The sequence below is a fragment of the Clostridium prolinivorans genome (genome assembly GCF_004011155.1).
Taxonomy (GTDB): Bacteria; Bacillota; Clostridia; order Clostridiales; family Clostridiaceae; genus Clostridium_AT; species Clostridium_AT prolinivorans.
The window spans coordinates 27,618-46,769 of record NZ_RJWG01000014.1 but is presented as its reverse complement, the minus strand read 5'-3'; the positions used below and the strand labels follow the sequence as shown (position 1 = coordinate 46,769).

Annotated in this window: 16 protein-coding genes, 2 tRNA genes and 1 rRNA gene; 14 read left to right on the top strand and 5 right to left on the bottom strand. The window is 26.6% G+C overall.

Annotated features, from left to right (window positions below; translation table 11 throughout):
• The 6 genes from rrf to EGD97_RS10235 form a co-directional block, all read left to right on the top strand.
• Window positions 1-73: ribosomal RNA gene (rrf, locus tag EGD97_RS12830) — 5S ribosomal RNA — on the top strand; the annotation flags it as partial.
• A gap of 28 nt (window positions 74-101) precedes the next feature.
• Window positions 102-177, top strand: a tRNA-Phe gene (locus EGD97_RS10255).
• A gap of 16 nt (window positions 178-193) precedes the next feature.
• Window positions 194-268, top strand: a tRNA-Cys gene (locus tag EGD97_RS10250).
• Window positions 269-508: 240 nt separating this feature from the next.
• A complete protein-coding gene (locus EGD97_RS10245) occupies window positions 509-733 on the top strand; it encodes a hypothetical protein (protein WP_228202009.1) in 225 nt (74 codons plus the stop codon).
• Between the two features lie 262 nt (window positions 734-995).
• Complete coding sequence (locus EGD97_RS10240; RefSeq protein WP_127837276.1) at window positions 996-1,850, top strand: DUF3737 family protein; 855 nt, start codon at window positions 996-998, stop codon at window positions 1,848-1,850.
• A complete protein-coding gene (locus EGD97_RS10235) occupies window positions 1,840-3,027 on the top strand; it encodes a MalY/PatB family protein (RefSeq protein WP_127837275.1) in 1,188 nt (395 codons plus the stop codon). Before EGD97_RS10240 ends, EGD97_RS10235 begins: the two co-directional genes overlap by 11 nt.
• Before the next feature lie 186 nt (window positions 3,028-3,213).
• Here the strand turns inward: EGD97_RS10235 and EGD97_RS10230 are convergent, their stop codons facing one another.
• A complete protein-coding gene (locus EGD97_RS10230) occupies window positions 3,214-3,534 on the bottom strand; it encodes a putative heavy metal-binding protein (protein ID WP_078683325.1) in 321 nt (106 codons plus the stop codon).
• A 224-nt stretch (window positions 3,535-3,758) separates the two neighbouring features.
• On the opposite strand from EGD97_RS10230, the gene EGD97_RS10225 reads away from it, so the two are divergent.
• Window positions 3,759-4,445, top strand: a complete 687-nt coding sequence (locus tag EGD97_RS10225; protein WP_127837274.1) for a helix-turn-helix domain-containing protein — start codon at window positions 3,759-3,761, stop codon at window positions 4,443-4,445.
• A gap of 110 nt (window positions 4,446-4,555) precedes the next feature.
• On the top strand, window positions 4,556-6,298 hold the full coding sequence (locus EGD97_RS10220; RefSeq protein WP_127837273.1) for an HD domain-containing phosphohydrolase: 1,743 nt from the start codon (window positions 4,556-4,558) through the stop codon (window positions 6,296-6,298).
• 159 nt (window positions 6,299-6,457) lie between these two features.
• On the opposite strand, the gene EGD97_RS10215 is transcribed toward EGD97_RS10220, so the two are convergent.
• Window positions 6,458-8,245 (bottom strand): SpoIID/LytB domain-containing protein, encoded by a 1,788-nt coding sequence (locus EGD97_RS10215; protein WP_127837272.1) that lies wholly within the window; start codon window positions 8,243-8,245, stop codon window positions 6,458-6,460.
• 249 nt (window positions 8,246-8,494) lie between these two features.
• Between EGD97_RS10215 and EGD97_RS10210 the strand changes: the two genes are divergently transcribed.
• Window positions 8,495-10,294, top strand: coding sequence for a heme NO-binding domain-containing protein (locus EGD97_RS10210; RefSeq protein ID WP_127837271.1), 1,800 nt, complete (start codon window positions 8,495-8,497; stop codon window positions 10,292-10,294).
• A 60-nt stretch (window positions 10,295-10,354) separates the two neighbouring features.
• Here the strand turns inward: EGD97_RS10210 and EGD97_RS10205 are convergent, their stop codons facing one another.
• Both EGD97_RS10205 and EGD97_RS10200 read right to left on the bottom strand, forming a co-directional pair.
• A complete protein-coding gene (locus EGD97_RS10205; protein WP_127837270.1) occupies window positions 10,355-11,254 on the bottom strand; it encodes a radical SAM protein in 900 nt (299 codons plus the stop codon).
• 204 nt (window positions 11,255-11,458) lie between these two features.
• A complete protein-coding gene (locus EGD97_RS10200) occupies window positions 11,459-12,505 on the bottom strand; it encodes a YkvI family membrane protein (RefSeq protein WP_127837269.1) in 1,047 nt (348 codons plus the stop codon).
• 140 nt (window positions 12,506-12,645) lie between these two features.
• Between EGD97_RS10200 and EGD97_RS10195 the strand changes: the two genes are divergently transcribed.
• From EGD97_RS10195 to EGD97_RS10175, 5 genes are all read left to right on the top strand, one after another.
• The gene (locus tag EGD97_RS10195) at window positions 12,646-13,773 is read left to right on the top strand and encodes a hypothetical protein (protein ID WP_127837268.1); all 1,128 of its coding nucleotides are present in this window, start codon (window positions 12,646-12,648) and stop codon (window positions 13,771-13,773) included.
• Between the two features lie 57 nt (window positions 13,774-13,830).
• Window positions 13,831-14,763 carry a TIGR01212 family radical SAM protein gene (locus EGD97_RS10190; RefSeq protein WP_127837267.1) on the top strand — a complete coding sequence of 311 codons (933 nt, stop codon included), beginning with the start codon at window positions 13,831-13,833 and terminating at the stop codon, window positions 14,761-14,763.
• A 137-nt stretch (window positions 14,764-14,900) separates the two neighbouring features.
• Entirely contained in the window at window positions 14,901-16,010 is a 1,110-nt protein-coding gene (locus EGD97_RS10185; RefSeq protein WP_078683164.1) for an ABC transporter ATP-binding protein, read from the top strand.
• 27 nt (window positions 16,011-16,037) lie between these two features.
• Window positions 16,038-16,985: a PucR family transcriptional regulator gene (locus EGD97_RS10180; RefSeq protein WP_127837266.1), complete on the top strand. Its 948-nt coding sequence runs from the start codon at window positions 16,038-16,040 to the stop codon at window positions 16,983-16,985.
• A 12-nt stretch (window positions 16,986-16,997) separates the two neighbouring features.
• Window positions 16,998-18,014 (top strand): LacI family DNA-binding transcriptional regulator, encoded by a 1,017-nt coding sequence (locus EGD97_RS10175; protein ID WP_127837265.1) that lies wholly within the window; start codon window positions 16,998-17,000, stop codon window positions 18,012-18,014.
• Window positions 18,015-18,039: 25 nt separating this feature from the next.
• On the opposite strand, the gene EGD97_RS10170 is transcribed toward EGD97_RS10175, so the two are convergent.
• Window positions 18,040-19,140, bottom strand: a complete 1,101-nt coding sequence (locus EGD97_RS10170) for a GerAB/ArcD/ProY family transporter (protein ID WP_164850202.1) — start codon at window positions 19,138-19,140, stop codon at window positions 18,040-18,042.
• Window positions 19,141-19,152 lie beyond the last annotated feature (12 nt).

The window sequence follows — 19,152 nt, the reverse complement described above, 5'->3', positions numbered from 1 at the left end:
CACGCAAGTTAAGCTTCTCAGCGCCGATGGTACTGCTCGGGAGACCGAGTGGAAGAGTAGGACGTTGCCAGATAAGTTTTATAATATGTAAAATTTATTAAGGCCAGATAGCTCAGTCGGTAGAGCAGAGGACTGAAAATCCTCGTGTCCCTGGTTCGATTCCTGGTCTGGCCACCAAAGATTTAATTAATAAGGCGCTATAGCCAAGTGGTAAGGCAGAGGTCTGCAAAACCTTTATTCCCCAGTTCAAATCTGGGTGGCGCCTCCAAGTATATAAATCTTATAGAAAGGAGCCTATACTCTAACTTATTAAAATGTTAGGGTATAGGCTCCTTTTGTTTGCAGTTAAACCTGAAAATCTTATTTTAAATATAAGTGTTCTTCCCTGTGTATGTTTTGGCTTCTACAATATATACATGCTTTTTAGGCATAATTTAAAATATAAAAGTGGCCAGCTGCCTTTACTCTTCCAAGTGGACTTCGTGCAGCAGGAGATGTACTATTTACTATGATTGTTTCTATTTGCTCTATGTTTGTTTTGCGTATAGCTCTTGGCTATACTTTAGGTATCCTATTTAATATGGGGGTTATTATGGGGGTTATTGGTATATGGATTGCTATGGGGGTTGATTGGATGCTTCGTTCTTTTATATACATTGTTAGATTTAAAAGTGGAAGATGGAAAGAATTTGTGGAAGATGGAAAGAATTTGTGGAAGATGGAAAGAATTTAAGGTTATATAATTTAGATAAATAATTTAAATTTTCAAACAAATTATTGACATAGAGTTAACTCCATCCTTTATTATAGAAATATGAAACTAATTATAATAAATAATTATTAGTAAAGGAAGGATGCTTTATGAATTAACTTAAATTTTAAGAAAAAAGATAGTTTTAATGTAAAAAATTAATATTAAATACTACTTAATATAAAGGGTTTAATACTTTTTATATAATCAATAAATTGTTTTAAATGGAGGTAAATATAAATTAATGGAAGTAATAAAACAACAGTTGTTAACAGGTGAAAGAGCATTATTCCATAGTAAGAATTTACAGATTTCTTACTCGACATTTGCTGATGGAGAATCTCCGTTAAAGGAAAGTCAGAATATAAAAATAGATAATAGTATGTTTAAATGGAAATATCCATTATGGTACTGTAAAAATATTTTAATAGAGAATAGCACATTGTTTGAAATGGCTCGTGCTGGAATTTGGTATACAGAAAATATTTCTATATTAAATACCATTATTGAAGCACCAAAGACATTTAGACATTCAAAAAAGATTATGTTAGAAAATGTAAATATACCTAATGCCGGTGAAACTTTATGGAATTGTGATGAGATTTCTCTTAAAAATGTAACAGTTAAAGGTGATTATTTTGGTATGAATAGTACAAATATTAAAATTGAGGGATTTCAATTGGTAGGTAATTACTCATTCGATGGAGTAAAAAATATTGAAATACATAATGCTAAAATGTTGTCAAAGGATGCTTTCTGGAACTGTGAGAATGTAATAGTTTATGATTCATTTATTTCAGGAGAATATATAGGATGGAATTCTAAAAATCTAACATTTATAAACTGCACTATTGAAAGCTTGCAGGGACTTTGTTATATTGATAACCTTGTAATGAAAAACTGCCGATTATTGAACACTAAGTTGGCATTTGAATATTCAACAATAGATGTACAAATTAACAGCATAATTGATAGTGTTATGAATCCATCTGGTGGTATAATTAAGGCAGAGGGTATTAAGGAACTAGTTATGGATGAAACAAAAATAGATCCTGAAAATACCAAGATTATAACGGGGGATATAAAATATGCAGTATGATTTTTCAGTATTAACAGACAGGAGAAATACAAACTCTCTAAAATGGGAAGTTGATGAAAATGTGCTTCCTATGTGGGTAGCGGATATGGATTTTAAGACGGCACCAGAGATTATAGAAGCAATTCAAAAAAAGGTGTCAAAAGGAATATTAGGTTATACTATTATACCAGATGATTGGTATAAGGCTATTATCAATTGGTGGGGAAGAAGGCATAATTTTCAAATAGATAAGGAATGGTTAATATTTTGTACAGGAGTTGTGCCTGCAATATCAAGTGCAGTGAGAAAGATGACGTCGGTTGGAGAAAATATACTTGTTCAAACGCCTGTTTATAACATTTTCTTTAATTCTATTAAAAATAATGGAAGAAATGTTGTAGAAAATAAATTATTATACGATGGAAAAGAATATAGCATTGATTTTGAAGACTTAGAAAATAAACTTTCTGATCCACAGACAACCATGATGATTCTATGCAATCCTCATAATCCAATAGGAAAGGTATGGGATAAAGATACACTGAAAAGAATTGGAGAATTGTGTTTTAAACACCATGTGCTTGTTCTTTCAGATGAAATTCATTGTGATTTGACGGATACACAATATGAATATACTCCATTTGCGTCTATTTCAGAAATATGTGCAAATAACAGCATTACTTGTATTGCTCCTACAAAAGCATTTAATATAGCAGGTGTACAGACAGCAGCAGTAGTAGTTCCTAATGAATTTTTTAGACATAAAATAAATAGGGCACTAAATACAGATGAGGTGGCTGAGCCAAATGCAATAGCTATGGAGGCCACAATTGCAGCATTTACTAAAGGAGAAAAGTGGCTAAATGAACTTCGATATTATATAGAAGAAAATAAAAAAGTTGCAGAAAAGTTCATAGAATCTGAACTGCCTGAATTATATATAGTACCTTCCCATGCAACATATCTTTTGTGGATTGACTGCAATAAGATTACACAGGATACAGATTATTTGTGCCGCTTTCTTTATAGTGAAGCAGGACTATATGTTTCAGCTGGAGAAACTTACGGAGAAAATGGGAAAGGCTTTGTTAGAATCAATATAGCATGTCCTAAAGAACGTCTAGAGGATGGACTTACAAGATTAAAAAAAGGAATTCAATTATTTAAAAAAGTTAATAAAATGGAAGGTATTAAGTAATATGATGAAATTTATGAATAAGTATAATGTATTACCTATTAAATTTAAGTTTATTTATTTTTTTAGTATGCAGTACTAACTTGTTTTATGATTTTACCTTCAGCCTATACTGCAAATTGTTTATAATTTGCAGTATAGGCTGTTTTTTATGAAATTAATATTTTAAAAATCAAATTATATAAAATTTTACTCAACTACTACTGCTGTACCAGAAGCTGTTACCATAAGCATATTGCCGCCTTGTCCCAGTACTTCATAGTCTATATCTACTCCAACTACTGCATTAGCACCTAAAACTTCTGCTCTTTTTTGAAGTTCATCTAATGCATCAAATCTTGCTTGTACAAGTTCATTTTCATAAGATTTAGAACGACCACCAAAGAAATTTCTAAGTCCTGCTGTAAAATCTTTGATAAAATCTACTCCAGATATAACTTCACCAAAAGCTATTCCTTTGTATTCAATTATTTTTTTGCCTTCTATTGTAGGGGTAGTGGTGATTATCATAAAAATACCTCCTAAAATTTTATATATTCAATAAAAAATTTAAAAATTAATAATAAATAAAAGAACTTATTAAAATTATATCATATAATAAGAATTAATATGATATAAGCAAAGAAAAATTTATATTTTAAAGAATTTATATTTTTATATGATAGAAAATTAAGTTAATATATATTAAAATAAAGATGAACGTTTAATTACTTGAAAGAAAAGAGGGAAAATAGATGAGCAGAGCAGGAGAAAAACTAAAAGATATAAGAGAACAACTTGGATTAAATCATAAGCAGTTAGCTAAAAAATTAGGTGTTTCTGAAAATTTTATAAAAGAGGTTGAACAAGGAAGAAGAATATTAAATGAAACAATGATAAATAAAATTTCGAAGCTTACAGGTAAAGATATAAATGATATAACTATGTCCATAGAAGAAGAAGCAGCTAAAGAGAATGTGGATATAAAGACAGTAAATATTAAAAATAATAAATCTAATAATATTAAAAATGAAGTAAATGATGTATGGAGTAATGCTTTAAGTTCAGTGTTAAAAAATGTACCTATATATAAATATAATTTAAAAGATATAGAAGGTACAAGGCAGCTTCCTGTTATTTCTAATAAAATTGAAGGTTATGCATTGGACAAAGTTTTGTATTTATTAATAGAAGATGATGACATGATAGGATTTAGAATAGCAAAAGGAGATTTAGCTTTTGCTCATATTACTCATGAAATTGAGAATAATGCTATATGTTTAATTGAATATAATGGAGAAAGAGCCATAAGACAAATAAAAAAATTAGATAATAATAAGGTACTTCTTATAAGTAATAGAGGAAGTATAAAAGCAGAAACAGCTTTCATTAAAGATATAAATGTAATTGCAAAATTAGACAGAATAGAAATAAAATTGTAAAATTGAGGTAATATAAATGGAGGAGATAAATATATATAAAATATTTCTAGGAGGACAATGTGTATTTGATTTAAAAAAATGTAAGTTTTTATTTATAAAGGAGAAAAAAGTTGAAAGAAAAGAAAATTAGAAGTATTAAAAAAATTTCTTTTTATACAATGATAAAAAGCAGTGTATTAGTTCTCCTGGTAATTTTTTTTATGACAAGTATATTTTTCATTACTGAAGCTTTTTTTATAATAAGATCTAATCAAGAAAATCTTTCAGAAATTCTTGTAAATAATTATAATAAAAAGCACGAAATGATTAAGAAAAATTTAAATACATTAGCAGAAATATTTAAAAATAATAATATTCCTGCTAATGAAAAAAAGAGATTTATTGAAAACTTAGTAAATACTACAGGTGATATTAAAGGCATTGTTATTTTAGATAAAAAAGGTGTAGTTATAGATAGCAGCAACAATTATAGAGATTTTATAGGATTAAATTTAAGTAATAAAGAATATTATAAGGAGATTGTAAATAATAAAAATAAAGAATATATAATTTCTAATTCTTATGTGTCTTATAAAGATAAAAAAATTACTACTAATATAATAAGTCCTATAAGGGAAAGTAATAATTTAATTGGGATTATAGTAGCTATTGTTGATCCAAACATTATAGAAAGTAAAAATTTAAAAGGTATTGAATATTATTTGACAGACAGCAATGGAAATATAGTTTTTAAAAGTAATGACGAGAATATAAAAGGAACAATTAAAGATTCTATTATAAATAAAGGATTAAAAAGAAATAAAGCTTTTATTTATAAAGATAAAATAACAAATAAGCTTGTTATAGGAAGCATAAAAAAAGATTCCATGAGTTCTATGTATATAATAGTTCAATATAATATTTTTAGTAATAAAACATTATATACTGGATTATTAATTTTATTTATTTTGATTAATATATTTGTTTTTATATCTATAATATTATTTTCCTCTTGGGCATCACGTACTATTACAGATTATATAAATATATTTAAAGATTATGCTAAAAGTATAACTTTTGGGGAACAAGATATAAAAATTACCAATAAATTTTATATTGAAGAAGTAAATGATATAGTAGAAATTCTTAACATTATGTCAGATAAAATAAAAACAAGAGAAGAAAAACTTAAAATTTATAATAAAGAACTTATAGATGCTAATAATGAAATAAAGAATATGATTACAATTTTAAGTAAAAATGAAAAAGAAAAAAAAGATCAATATTTTAAAATAATATGGGCAATGGTAAATCTTCTTGAGATAAAAGATGAATATACAGCAGGTCATTCTAAAGCTGTAACATGTTATACAGAAGAGATAAGTGAAAGATTAAATAAAAAATATGGATTTAATATAGATGTTGAACGCATACAGATTGCAGCTATACTTCACGATATAGGCAAAATAGGAATAGATAAATCTATTTTAAACAAAACATCAAAGCTTACAAAGGAAGAATATGATATTATAAAAACTCATCCTGTAAAAGGTTATTATGCGCTTAAAGGCATTGAAAGCTTAAAAGAAGAAAGAGAAATGATAAAGTATCATCATGAAAGATTTGATGGATTAGGGTATCCAGAAGGACTTAAAGGTAATGAAATACCACTTGGAGCAAGAATTATTTGTGTAGCAGATGCTTTTGATGCTATGGTATCAGATAGACCTTATAGAAAAGGTATGTCTATTAATAGGGCTATTGCTGAACTTGAGGCAAATAAGGGGATACAATTTGATCCATTTATAGTTGAAGTTTTTGTAGATATGATTAGAGAAGGTGAATTTGAAGTTGCACAAACAGAATTAAACTAAATATTTAATTACTGTATTAAATTAATAATAAATTTTATAAAATAAGCACAAAGCAAATGTTTTTGTTAAACTTACTAATTTAAATAAACAAAAATCATTTGATTTGTGCTATATTTTTAAAAAATTTTTAGCAATGTGAGTTTTTAATTGTTATGGTGTTTAATATATACTTTCTATATTTATACCTTTATAAAAGATATTTAAAATATCTTTATATTTTATTCCATTTTTTGAAAGCTCAATTGCTCCATATTGGCTCATTCCTGCACCATGACCAAAACCGCCACCATATAATATAAAGCCTTTTTCGTTTTTTTCTACAGAAAAAAATGAAGAAGGGAGAGAAGCTATATTAGTAAGGGATGTTCCATTTTGCCTTATTAAAACTGTTTTTTCATTTGTATATTGTTCATTACATTTTATAGAACTTCTTATATAAGAATCACCCTGTACATTTACAACAGCATTTGAAAAAATAAAAGATATCTCTTTTACTATTCCGCTTTTACCTCTTTTTAATATTTTAATATCTTTAATATCTTTAAGTATGGGCATTTCTTTTATTTTTTTTGAATTTTTATAAACAGTTATATAATCTCTATAATTTTCTACAGAATATAGATTTTTTAAAGTTTTATTTAAAGCAGTTGTAATACCTGATTTTGAATATTCAACTTTCCATCTAAAATAAGGATAATTACTATCTATAGCTTTAATATTTGTATTTTTAAAAAAATCAAGCCATTCTTTTTCAGATTTTGGCAGTTCTTTTTTAGGTATAAGATAATTATTATTTTGTATATAAGGTTTATTATCTGAAGTACCATCAGCTTTAAACCATACATCTTTATAATCTGCTCCAGTACCTGCCGATGTAGAATAATATTTAGCATCTATAGGGTTATCTTTATAAGTCATTATTATGCCTTTAGTAGATATAACAGCTTCTGTAGCAAGGCTATTTTGTTCTATATTATTGTATACTTGACTTTTGGTACTATCATCTACATGAAAACCTAAGTTTTCAAATCTATTAGATATCATATCTGATATTGCATAAGTTCTTGCTGCTACTGCTTGACATTTAAGAGCTTCAATACCTCCAAAAGATGGCATTTCAGAAGGAACTACTTTAGATAGATAATCTTCTATATTTACTTCATTTATAACTGTCATACCATTTTTTAAAATATTAAATTCCACTATTCCATTATATACTGGAGTAAAAGAAGGATTACCTCTTTCTAAGCTTTCGATTGATAAATCATTTCCACTTAAATAAACTCTATTTTTAAATAAAACATTTGTGTTATTTATTGTAATTTTTAAATTTTTATCTTTAGGCTCTATAAAAATTATACTTTCTTTAGGTATATCAATAGAAAACTTATCTCTTATACTGTAAAGTTTAGAATTTGTATTACATTTTATTTTCATATTTTTATGATAAATAGATGAAAAATTAGTACTCGATAATCCAACTCTTATTGTAGTATAATCTATTGGAAATACAATAAATGTTTTAAGTTCACCTTTTTTATTTTTAAAAGATTTTATATTATTTTTTCCAATTATAATATCTTTAGCTTTTCCTAAAGATATATTATTATTTTTATCTATATTATAAAAAAACTTTTTTTTAGATAGATTTATTTGACCTGAATTTTCCATATCGTAATATGATGAAGTTTTAAGCATAATTCTATCTTCTATAGGGTTAACTATTTCAAAATCATATGCTTTTAGTAAATTATATTTAAAATTAATTACAGTAAATTTTGGGAAAGTAGAACCTTCATAGATATATTTTTTTTCTTTTCCGTTTATAATCACATTAATTGATTTAGAATTAGAATTTAGAACAATACCATGTTCTATAGAACGTGGGAAAAATATTATTAACGATATAATTATTAAAATTATATTTATTATAATAAGTTTTTTCAATTAAAAATCCCCCTTAAATAATTACTTATGATATAATTATAATATATTAAGAAATAATTCATACATATAAATATAAATTATTTTATAGTATTTTATAAAATTTATTTTTATTTTTTATTTTAAAAAATTTTCAGATGTTTTATTAAAGAAATAATAAATTTTAACGAAATATAAGTATAAAAATTTATATATTTTTTTATAAAAAGTCTGGTTACATATGTAAGATTGTAAGCTAAAGGAGGAGCATATATGAAGGGAACAGTAGTAGCCGCTTGGATGAAAACTTGTAGGAAATTATATGGTAATGATATAGTAGATAAAATTATGGAAAGTAATGGCTGGAGCAGCAAAAAAATCTTTTCACCTGCAGAGAATGTAGATGATTCTAAAATAATGAAAGTTATAGGTGATATTGCAAAATCTCAAAATATACAAGTAAAAGAGCTTTGGAGGAATATAGGAAATTATAATATAAAATCATTTGCTGAAGATTTTCCAGCTTTTTTTGAGCACGAAAATTTATATTCGTTTTTAAAGTCTATGTATGATGTTCATGTTGTTATGGTAAAAAGATTACCTGGTGCAACACCGCCGCTTCTTAATATTACTCCAATTTCAAGCAGAGAAGCAAATTTTTCATATAGATCAAAGAGAGGTATGTTTGATTACTTTTTAGGTATGCTTCAAGGAAGTGCTGAAACTTTTAATGAAAAAATAGAAATACAAGAGATTGAAAGAGGAGAAGACTTTCTTAAACTAAAACTAACATTTGAAAAAGATATATTTTATAAAAAGAAATATAGATTTAATAAGCTTTTATCTTTAGGATTTATAAGAAATTTTGGAATAAAAGTTTCAATTTTTACTTTATTATTTACACTTATTAGTTTAATTCCTGTTATAGGTACAATAGGTTATGCTAAAATTATACCAATAGCTTTTGTGCCTGCATTAGCTGCATTTATAGCTTCATCAGCTTTAACAAGGCCTAAAAATTTATTAGAAGAAAGCTTAAAAAAATTAAATAATAGCGATTTTGTAGAAGATATAGAAATAGTAACAGTGGATTTTTTTGAAGATTTATTCAAATATGTTACAGAACATAAAAAAATGGTTAGATCTGATTTTGTTGGATTTAAAGGTGTAACAGACGAGATGAATACTTTCGTCGACAAAATAAATCAGATATCAGACTCTATGAATATAACTTCAAAGGAAATAGCAGATGTAGTTGAAGAAGTTGCTAATACTTCTGTAAGTCAAGCAGAAAACACAGAAAATGCAGTTGCTATATTAAATGATAATATTCAGTCTTTAAAGGCTATAGTAGATAATGAAAATTACAATAAAGTTGAACTTGAAAAAGCCATTGAAAAAATTAATCATAGTTATGAAAATGTTAATAATACAAGTAAAAACATTTTAAATAGCTTAGATAAATTTAAAGAAGTTAAAAACAAGGGAGTTGAGCTTGAAAATAAAGCTAAAAATATAACTCAAATAGTATCTATAGTATCGGGAATTTCTGAGCAGACAAATTTATTGGCATTAAATGCTTCTATAGAGGCAGCAAGAGCTGGAGAGGCTGGTAGAGGTTTTTCAGTTGTTGCAGAAGAAGTCAGAAAACTTGCAGAACAATCTAAAAGTGCGGTTGAAGAAATAAATGCAAATCTTGCTCAATTTGTAGAGGAAATAAAACTTCTTGTAGATAAAATAGAAAGTCAATATGGAGTATTAGAAAGTGAAACAAGCAATCTTGAAAAGGTCAGAGATATAAGCTATGAAGCAACTAATTCAATACATACTGTTGCAGAATCTACAATTAAGACAATAAATGAATTAAACAAAGAAACAGATTCTATAGCAAGTATTTATGAAAATATTGAATCTTTAGCAGCCATAGCTGAAGAAAATTCAGCTTCATCAGAAGAAGTAAGTGCTAGTGTTTCAAATTATACAAATGAAATTAAAAGGCTTATAGATAACATTCATGAATTTAAAAATATTACAGAAAATTTCAAAGGAGATTTAAGTAAATATAAAATTTAAAATAGAGCCTATTATATATTTTAGGCTCTAAACTTAAGATATTATAAAAATATTTTAAAATTATACTCCTCTTAAATCAAATTTTGGTATAAAACTTTCAGAAACAGTGCCTTCATCTTGTATGAAGGCATTTTTTATACCTAAATTTAAACAATAATCAATTAGAGAATTATAATGTTTTGGATTTAAAGGTTTATTTATCTCAGGATATTTTTCTACATTATTAAATGGTGTGTATTGATTCATGAGACTTATATAAACATTATCTTTAAAAGTTTTATATATATATTCAATAATTTTTTTAGAATCAAATAAAAGCCCAGGAAGCATAAGATGGCGAATTATAACTCCTTTTTCCATTAAACCTTCTTTATTAAATACAGGATTACCAACTTGTAAGTACATTTCTTCAATAGCTTTAGAAGCTGTTTTGAAATAATTTGGAGCGTTTGAATATTTTACTGCATATTTATCATTAAAATATTTTAAATCAGGAAGATATATATCTATATACCCTTTGAGAGCTTTTATAGTTTCTATATTTTCATAACTGCTGGTATTATATACAATAGGTAGCATAAGTCCCCTTTTTTTAGCTAATTTTATAGCTTCAATTATTTGTGGTACAAAATGTGTAGGAGTAACTAAATTTATATTGTGAGCACCACGACTTTGCTGATTTAAAAATATTTCAGAAAGCCTTTCTATAGAGATTTCTTTACCTATGCCTTCATAACTTATAGAACTATTTTGACAAAAAACACATTTTAAATTACATTCAGAAAAGAATATTGTTCCAGATCCTTTTGAGCCGGAAATACAAGGTTCTTCCCATTCATGCAGTGAAACTCTTGCCGCTTTAATTTTATCACTTGATTTGCAAAATCCAATTTCTCCTTTTAATCTGTTGACACCACAGTTTCTAGGGCAAAGTCTGCAATTACTTAAAAGTTCTAACATTTAGTACCCCCTCAATATATGTTTAGAAATATATTTAAATATATAATTATATTTTATCACAAAAATAATTTATGATTATCTCACAAAAACTATTTTTTCTTAGAATTGATCATTATATTTTAAAGTAAATCAACAATAAAGATACTACACATTGTGTAATGGAAATTTATTTACAATTTATTGCGGTTTAATCATTTTATATATTTAATGTTTAAAATAAAAATACACACATTGAATCATAAATAAAAGGCTTATAATACCAAAAGCTGGATAAATTATACTTATAAGATTTACAAATCCTATTTGAGATATTGGAATTGCTATTAATATAACTAAAATAACTGAAGTTTTATAAGATATATTAAAAGTTTGAGATAAAGCTTTTCCAACACTATATACATCAGAAACTTCTGTTGAAAACATTTCAAGCCATATAATACATAATAAAAGTATTTGAATTAGTTTTCCAAATCTGTTTGCTATGTAAAGCAGAGGTATTTCATATTTAAATATGTATGGAATATTTAATAAAAGCATAAAATTTATAATTGATGCAAGTATAGCTAAAGCAATAGAGCCAATAATAATTCCCCAAAGCATACTTTTTTTATTTTTGGTTTCATGATTTAGTGGAACCAAAACCCCGCTACAGCTAAGTATATTAAATCCACTATATAAAAGACAAGATACAAACCAATTGCTTTTATAACTAGGCATACTTTTTACATATGTAAGACTCACTATATCTTTATTAAAAAATATATATAATATAAAAACTGTAATTAAAACTATAATAAGAGAAGGCACTATAAAAGAATTTATTTCAATAAGGCCCTTAGTATCCCTAAGAAGAACAAAAATAGATATTAAAACCATAAGTATTATTCCTACCCATTTTGAGACACCAAAATATTGATGAATTAATGCACCACTTCCTGCAAGTATTATAGCTGCTCCGCTTATAAGGAAGAGACTTGTAATTCCATCTGTAAAATTTGCAAATATTTTAGGCCTTAATACTAAATTTATTATTTCATTATAAGATTTTAAATTATATTTTAAACTTATGGAACTTATCATGTAGCCTATTAATATATAAATTAAGGTACAAAGTAAAATCCCCAAAAAACCTTTATAGCCATATTCAGTAAAGAACTGTCTAATTTCCTGCCCAGAGGCTAATCCGGCGCCTACTATTGTTCCAATAAAAACTGCTGCAATTTGAAAAGAAAGCTTAAATTCTTTACACAAAAAAATCCCTCCAAAAAAATAATAAAACTTCTATTTTATATAAATATATAAAAAATTTATAAAATAATGTATTTATAAATTAATTTTTTGATTTTTGGCAAACTATATATATAATTACTATAAAGATAAGGAGGAAAAGCATGAAAAATTTTTATATAAAAAAGCTCTTATCATTTATTCTTATAAGCTTTATATTAAGTACATTTATATCATGTAAAAAAGAAGTACCTAAAGAAGAAAAAGCAAAAACTAGTGAATTTGATTTAATGGTTGCACAAAATATTGTAGATATCTATATGAAAGAACTTATGAAGGATAATTTAGAAGGTGCTAAAAAATTTTATAGTAGCGAACTTGCACAAAAAACTAAAGAGGAAGGTGAAAGTGAACTTAAAGTTAAAGGTTACAGTATAGATGAAACAAGTGAGATAGGAGAAAGTGGATTTTTTAAGCTTAAAGTAGCAAGAATGAATTTAAATAAGCCTATAGCTACTTTAGATGATTGTAGTATAAAAGTAAAAAAAGAAGGTTCAGAATATAAAATAGATGAAGTAAAAAATGAAATAAGAAAAGAAGCATTTTTAGAAGATAATACTATTAGAGTTAGAAATAAAAATAATGTAAAGACAAATCTTCTTGCAGATATCTCAAGCTTTCCTCAGTATATATTTTCAAAAGATGATGAAGGTAATTTATCAAAACAGGTAGTTCCTAAAGATAAATTTTCTGTTATAAATTTTGGTTATGAAGGAGAAAGAATAGCTGTATCAACTTATGACAAAGATTCTTTTGTTGGAATTATTAAAATTGATGAAAGTATGGCTGCTCAAGGAGGAAAAGGTGGGGGCGGTCAGGGTGATAAAGGATCTCAGTCCCAAGATTCAAAGGCTCAAGGAGGGCAAGGAGAAGGAAGCACTATGGCAAGAGAAGAACCTATAGGTAAAGAAATGATTCCACTGGATTTAATAAAGGATTCAAAAATAGAATTTATGTCTTTTTCAAATGGTGAAAAATTTATACTTGTACAGTATAATAAAAATAATACAGGAAGATGTATAAGAGTTTATAACACAGATAGCGGAGAACTTATACCTTTTAAATTTGAAGAAAAATATCCTTATGGGAAAGTTGAAATTGTTTTTTCATCTTTTGATAAAGATGTTCTAAATTATGAAGTTATTCAAAAGGATATGAGTGATGAAGCATTAAAAAAAGAAGCGGGTAAATATCAACTTGATTTAAAAAAATTTAAAGAGAAAAAAGCTTAATAATTAAAAACATTATGGTTAAATTTATATTTTTAAGATATAGGAAGGAAGATATATATGAAAAAGGAATGGGGAGGTAAAAGATATTATAGCTTAAATTATTTTTTAAGAGAAAAATTTGGTGAAAAAGTTTTTAAAATATCTTTAGATGCAGGTTTTTCTTGCCCTAATAGAGATGGAACAATAAGTAAAGGTGGATGTATATTTTGTAGTGAAAGAGGCTCGGGAGATTTTGCTGGTAGCAGAAATTTTTCTATATCTTCTCAATTTGAAGATATAAAAAAAATGATGAGTAAAAAATGGAAAAAAGGAAAGTATATAGCTTATTTTCAGGCATATACTAATACTTATGCACCAGTAAATGTTCTTAGAGAAAAGTACGAAGAAGCTATAAAAGAGGATGGGGTAGTTGCATTAGCTATAGCTACAAGACCAGACTGTCTTTCTGATGAAGTTTTAAATCTTTTGGAGGAACTAAACAATAAAGTATATGTTTGGGTAGAACTTGGACTTCAAACTATAAACGATAATACTGCAAAAATTATAAATAGAGGATACACATTAGATACATTTGAAAAAGCTTTATGCAAGCTTAATAAAAAGAATATAGATGTAGTAGTTCATACTATATTTGGACTTCCAAAGGAAACACATGAAGATATGTTAAATACTATTAAATATATTTCTACAAAGTCTATTAAAGGTATAAAATTTCATCTTCTTCACCTTATGAAAGGCACTCCATTAGTTAAATTATATGAAAATGGAGAATTAAATTTTTTAGAGGAAGAAGAATATATAGATTTAGTAACTAAGTCTATAGCTATGCTGCCTGAAAATATGGTAATTCATAGACTTACAGGAGATTCGCCAAGAGAACTTCTTATTGGACCTATGTGGAGTTTAAAAAAATGGGAAATATTAAATGCTATAGATAGAGAATTGGTAAGAAAAGATTTATATCAAGGTTTGTATTTTTCTACAAAATGATACTTTTACTTTTGTAGGCTTTACGAATAGATTTTATACCGTTTACATGATAAAATGAATGTATTCCAAAGAGATATGAACATGTAAGTTCAAAAAATAATATGTTCATAATAAATAATGTTAGGGGGAATGTTATAATGGCAAGTGTATCATTACAACATATTTATAAAGTATATCCAGGAAATGTTACAGCAGTTAAAGATTTTTGTCTCGATATAGAGGATAAAGAGTTTATAGTTTTTGTTGGACCATCTGGATGCGGAAAATCAACAACTCTTAGAATGATAGCAGGTCTTGAAGAAATATCTCAAGGAGAGTTGTATATAGGAGACAAGCTGGTAAATGATGTAGCACCAAAGGATAGAGATATAGCTATGGTTTTCCAAAACTATGCATTATATCCACATATGAGTGTATATGACAATATGGCATTTGGTCTTAAATTAAGAAAAGTTCCAAAAGCTGAAATAGACAAAAAAGTTAAAGAAGCAGCTAAAATTCTTGATATAGAGCATTTATTAGATAGAAAGCCAAAAGCACTTTCTGGTGGACAAAGACAAAGAGTTGCTTTAGGTAGAGCTATTGTTAGAGAGCCAAAAGTATTTTTAATGGACGAACCACTTTCTAACCTTGATGCTAAATTGAGAGTTCAAATGAGAACTGAGATTTCTAAACTTCATAAAAAATTACAAACTACATTTATATATGTTACACATGACCAAACAGAAGCTATGACAATGGGTACAAGAATAGTTGTTATGAAAGATGGAGTTATTCAGCAAGTTGATACTCCTCAATATATATACGATCATCCAGCTAATATTTTCGTTGCAGGATTTATAGGTTCACCACAGATGAACTTTATAGACGTTAAAGTTGAAGAAAGCAATGGTAATATAATTCTTGTATTTGGTGAAGATAAAATAATTCTTCCACAAGATAAAGCAGCTGTTTTAAAGAAAGAAGGATATGTAGGAAAAGAAGTTATAATGGGTATAAGACCAGAAAACATAGATGATGATGAAGAGTTTATTGCTAAACATAATGATGCTGTAATAACTGCAAATGTTGAAGTTACAGAACTTATGGGAGCAGAAACTTATATTTATCTTGTAAAAGGAAAAGCAAATATTGTTGCTAGAGTTAATGGAACTTCAAAGGCTAAAGCTGGAGACAAATTAAAGATAGCTTTAGATACAAGTAAAATACATGTATTTGACAAAGAAACAGAAAATACAATAATTTAATAGTATAAAATTTAAGGGGGCTTTAATATGTATAATTTTCGTGAATTTCTGCAAGATTTAAGTTTAAATACAGGTTTAAAATTTGATTTGATACTTGATGATGGAACATATATGTATGAGGGCTTAAAGAATGCAGAAAATATAGAAACTTATAACATATTTATAAGCCTTGGTAACTCTAAGGGCAGCTTAAGGCTGCCTAAAAATTTAGAAAACTGCAGCAGACTTTTAAAATATACAATACAAAATAAGTATAATGAATTTTACTCAATAAGAGAGCAATCTATCATTGAAATAATAGAAGGGAAAGATGCATCTACAAATTATGTAGAAAAAGATTTTCCTTTTTTGCTAGATGGGGCTGCTTTATTTCTTATAGATGTTGATGGAAGTAAATTAGAAGCATTAAATATTATAAGGCAGCTTTATAATGAAAAAGAAGCAATAAGCTTTATATATAAAAATAGAATTATAATATTAGGATTATTTGATGAAGTAAATGAACATGCTGAAAGTATAAGACAATCTATTGTATCAGATTTATATTGCAAATGCACTATAAGTTATGGTAATCTTATATATGATATAAAAGATATTAAAAGAGCTTATGAGCAGGCATTAGAATGTTTTACTTTAAGAAAAACTTTTAAAATAAAAGATGAAATTTTTTTCTATGATAAAGTGCTTTTTGAGAAAATAGTTTTAAATATTAATAAAGAAATAAAAGACGAACTTTTATTAAAACTTAAAGATAAATTTGATTTATTTGATAAAGAAATTATTGATACTATTGATGAATTTGTAAATTCCGGGCTTAATATAAGTGATGCTGCAAGAAAATTATATATACATAGAAATACACTTATATATAGGCTTGATAAAATAAATAAAGAGACTGGTTTTGATATTAGAAACTTTAAGGAAGCTACTGTATTTATAATTGCGTTTCTTATTTGGAAAGAAAAAAAGCAGTAAGAGAGGATTACCATGAAAATAACAATAAAGGAAGTTGCAAAAAAGGCAGGAGTATCTCCTTCAACTGTATCAAGAGTAATATCTGATAGTCCCAGAATTAGTAAAGAAACGAAAAAAATAGTAAGAGAAGCTATGAAAAGTTTAGGATATCATCCAAATGCTATAGCTAGAAGTTTAGTAAATAAATCTACCAATACTATAGGTGTAGTAATGCCTAAATCTACTGAAAGTGCATTTTTAAATCCTTTTTTTCCAGAGGCGTTAAGTGGTATTGCAGCTGCAGCTCATGAAAAAGACTACTGTATACTTTTGTCTACTGGAAAAACAGAAGAGGAACAGATTAAATCTATAGAAAGCATTGTAATGAGTGGTAGAGTAGACGGAATTATACTAACATATTCTTCTGTAGATAATGTTGCTTTAGATACATTAAAAAAACTTAATACTCCTGTGGTTGTTATAGGCAAACCTTTAAATTCAAAAGAAACGCTTTATGTAGACAATGATAATGTTCAGGCTTCTTTTGATGTAACAGAAAAACTTATAAAAAATGGGCATAAAAAAATAGCATTTATATGTGGGCCATATGAATTTGTTGTTTCATTAGATAGGCTTGATGGTTATTTAAATGCTTTAAGAAAGTATAATATACCTATTAATAAACAGTATATTAAAGAACATTCAGAATATCTTAAAGAAGGGGCTTACGAAAGTACAATAAAGCTTTTAGATATGAAAGAACATCCTACAGCTTTTGTCGTTACTGATGATGTTATGGCTTTTGGAGTTTTAGATGCTGTTAAAGAAAAAGGTCTTAAAATTCCTGAAGATATTGAAATAATAAGTTTTAATAATATACCTTCATCAGAACTTATAAATCCTTCTCTTACATCTGTGGAGATAAATGCTTATTCTCTTGGCTATGAGGCAGCTAAATTAATCATAGAAGCAATTAAAGGAGAAAATGAACAAAATAAAATTATAGTTCCTACAAAAATTATATATAGAGAAACTTTTCAAAATAAATAAAACCTGCTAATTTTATTTTATAAAGTTAGTAGGTTTTATTTTTACTTTTATTTTTAAGCCAGGCAGTTATAAGAGCTAATAAAGGTATTATTGTCTGCATTGGCAGATGTATATATTTTACTGTAACATCTAAACCTATTTTTAAATGTTGTGGGAAATTTTTAGCAATAATTTCAGAAGAAAATAAAATTATTATGCCTACTATAATAGATAAAAGTTTTGTACTTTTTATATTAAAAAAATCAGTTATGCCTAAAACTGCAAAATACATAAAAAAGCTTATTTTCATAAACCCACCTGTAACCATAGTTACTATTATAATTATATCTAATCTTTCTAAAAAACCTCCTATTTTTATAAGACGTAAAGTTTCAAGCAGAGGGAAAACAGATGATGATGCAAAATTTACGCCTAAAGCTGTAATAAACAGTATGTTAATTATAGTTAAGCAGACACCTTCTAATATTACTGCACTAATAACAGTTTTTTTTATTTTACTAGTATCATTAAGATTTTTATATAACATTGTAAAAGCAGTAAATTCTCCGTAAGGGAAGGTAATAAGAGACCATCCTTTTTTTATAGGGAATAATATTCCATTTTCAAACATAGGAAAAAGATTATCTATATTTAGCACAAATTTAGTATTTACAAGAAATAAAACAGCAAATAAAAGACCCAACATCATAATAATAAATAATATTTCAGAAGCTCTGCTTAAAGTCTGTATACCAACTATTACTCCATAAATTACAACAATCATTATAAGAGAAGATATAAATAAAACAGAAGTTTGAGGCATAGAAGAACTAACAATAAGACTTGAAAAATCTCTAAGTACTCTAGTTGATGCATAAATAAAATATATAATATATAATAAACTTAAAAAACTTCCCAAAAATTTGCCAAAAATTTTTGGCATGTATGTAACTAAAGTATCATTTGGATAAAATTCAAAAAGCTTTATGTGAACTAATACAAGAATTATAGCTGGAATTATGTAAAAGAGCATAGAGAACCATGCATCTTGCTTTGCATCTGGAGCTAAATAAAATAATATTGCACTTCCATATGGCAGAATAAACATTGATGATAAAAGCTCATAAGGTGATATTTTTTTCTCCATAAAAATTCTCTC

Excerpts from the sequence above, each read along its gene's own strand:
- EGD97_RS10210 (WP_127837271.1), top strand. The coding sequence starts at position 8,495 with ATGAAGGGAACAGTAGTAGCCGCTTGGATGAAAACTTGTAGGAAATTA.
- EGD97_RS10190 (WP_127837267.1), top strand. The coding sequence starts at position 13,831 with ATGAAAAAGGAATGGGGAGGTAAAAGATATTATAGCTTAAATTATTTT.
- EGD97_RS10195 (WP_127837268.1), top strand. The coding sequence starts at position 12,646 with ATGAAAAATTTTTATATAAAAAAGCTCTTATCATTTATTCTTATAAGC.
- EGD97_RS10240 (WP_127837276.1), top strand. The coding sequence starts at position 996 with ATGGAAGTAATAAAACAACAGTTGTTAACAGGTGAAAGAGCATTATTC.
- EGD97_RS10225 (WP_127837274.1), top strand. The coding sequence starts at position 3,759 with ATGAGCAGAGCAGGAGAAAAACTAAAAGATATAAGAGAACAACTTGGA.
- EGD97_RS10235 (WP_127837275.1), top strand. The coding sequence starts at position 1,840 with ATGCAGTATGATTTTTCAGTATTAACAGACAGGAGAAATACAAACTCT.
- EGD97_RS10230 (WP_078683325.1), bottom strand. The coding sequence starts at position 3,534 with ATGATAATCACCACTACCCCTACAATAGAAGGCAAAAAAATAATTGAA.
- EGD97_RS10245 (WP_228202009.1), top strand. The coding sequence starts at position 509 with ATGATTGTTTCTATTTGCTCTATGTTTGTTTTGCGTATAGCTCTTGGC.
- EGD97_RS10185 (WP_078683164.1), top strand. The coding sequence starts at position 14,901 with ATGGCAAGTGTATCATTACAACATATTTATAAAGTATATCCAGGAAAT.
- EGD97_RS10175 (WP_127837265.1), top strand. The coding sequence starts at position 16,998 with ATGAAAATAACAATAAAGGAAGTTGCAAAAAAGGCAGGAGTATCTCCT.
- EGD97_RS10180 (WP_127837266.1), top strand. The coding sequence starts at position 16,038 with ATGTATAATTTTCGTGAATTTCTGCAAGATTTAAGTTTAAATACAGGT.
- EGD97_RS10205 (WP_127837270.1), bottom strand. The coding sequence starts at position 11,254 with ATGTTAGAACTTTTAAGTAATTGCAGACTTTGCCCTAGAAACTGTGGT.
- EGD97_RS10170 (WP_164850202.1), bottom strand. The coding sequence starts at position 19,140 with ATGGAGAAAAAAATATCACCTTATGAGCTTTTATCATCAATGTTTATT.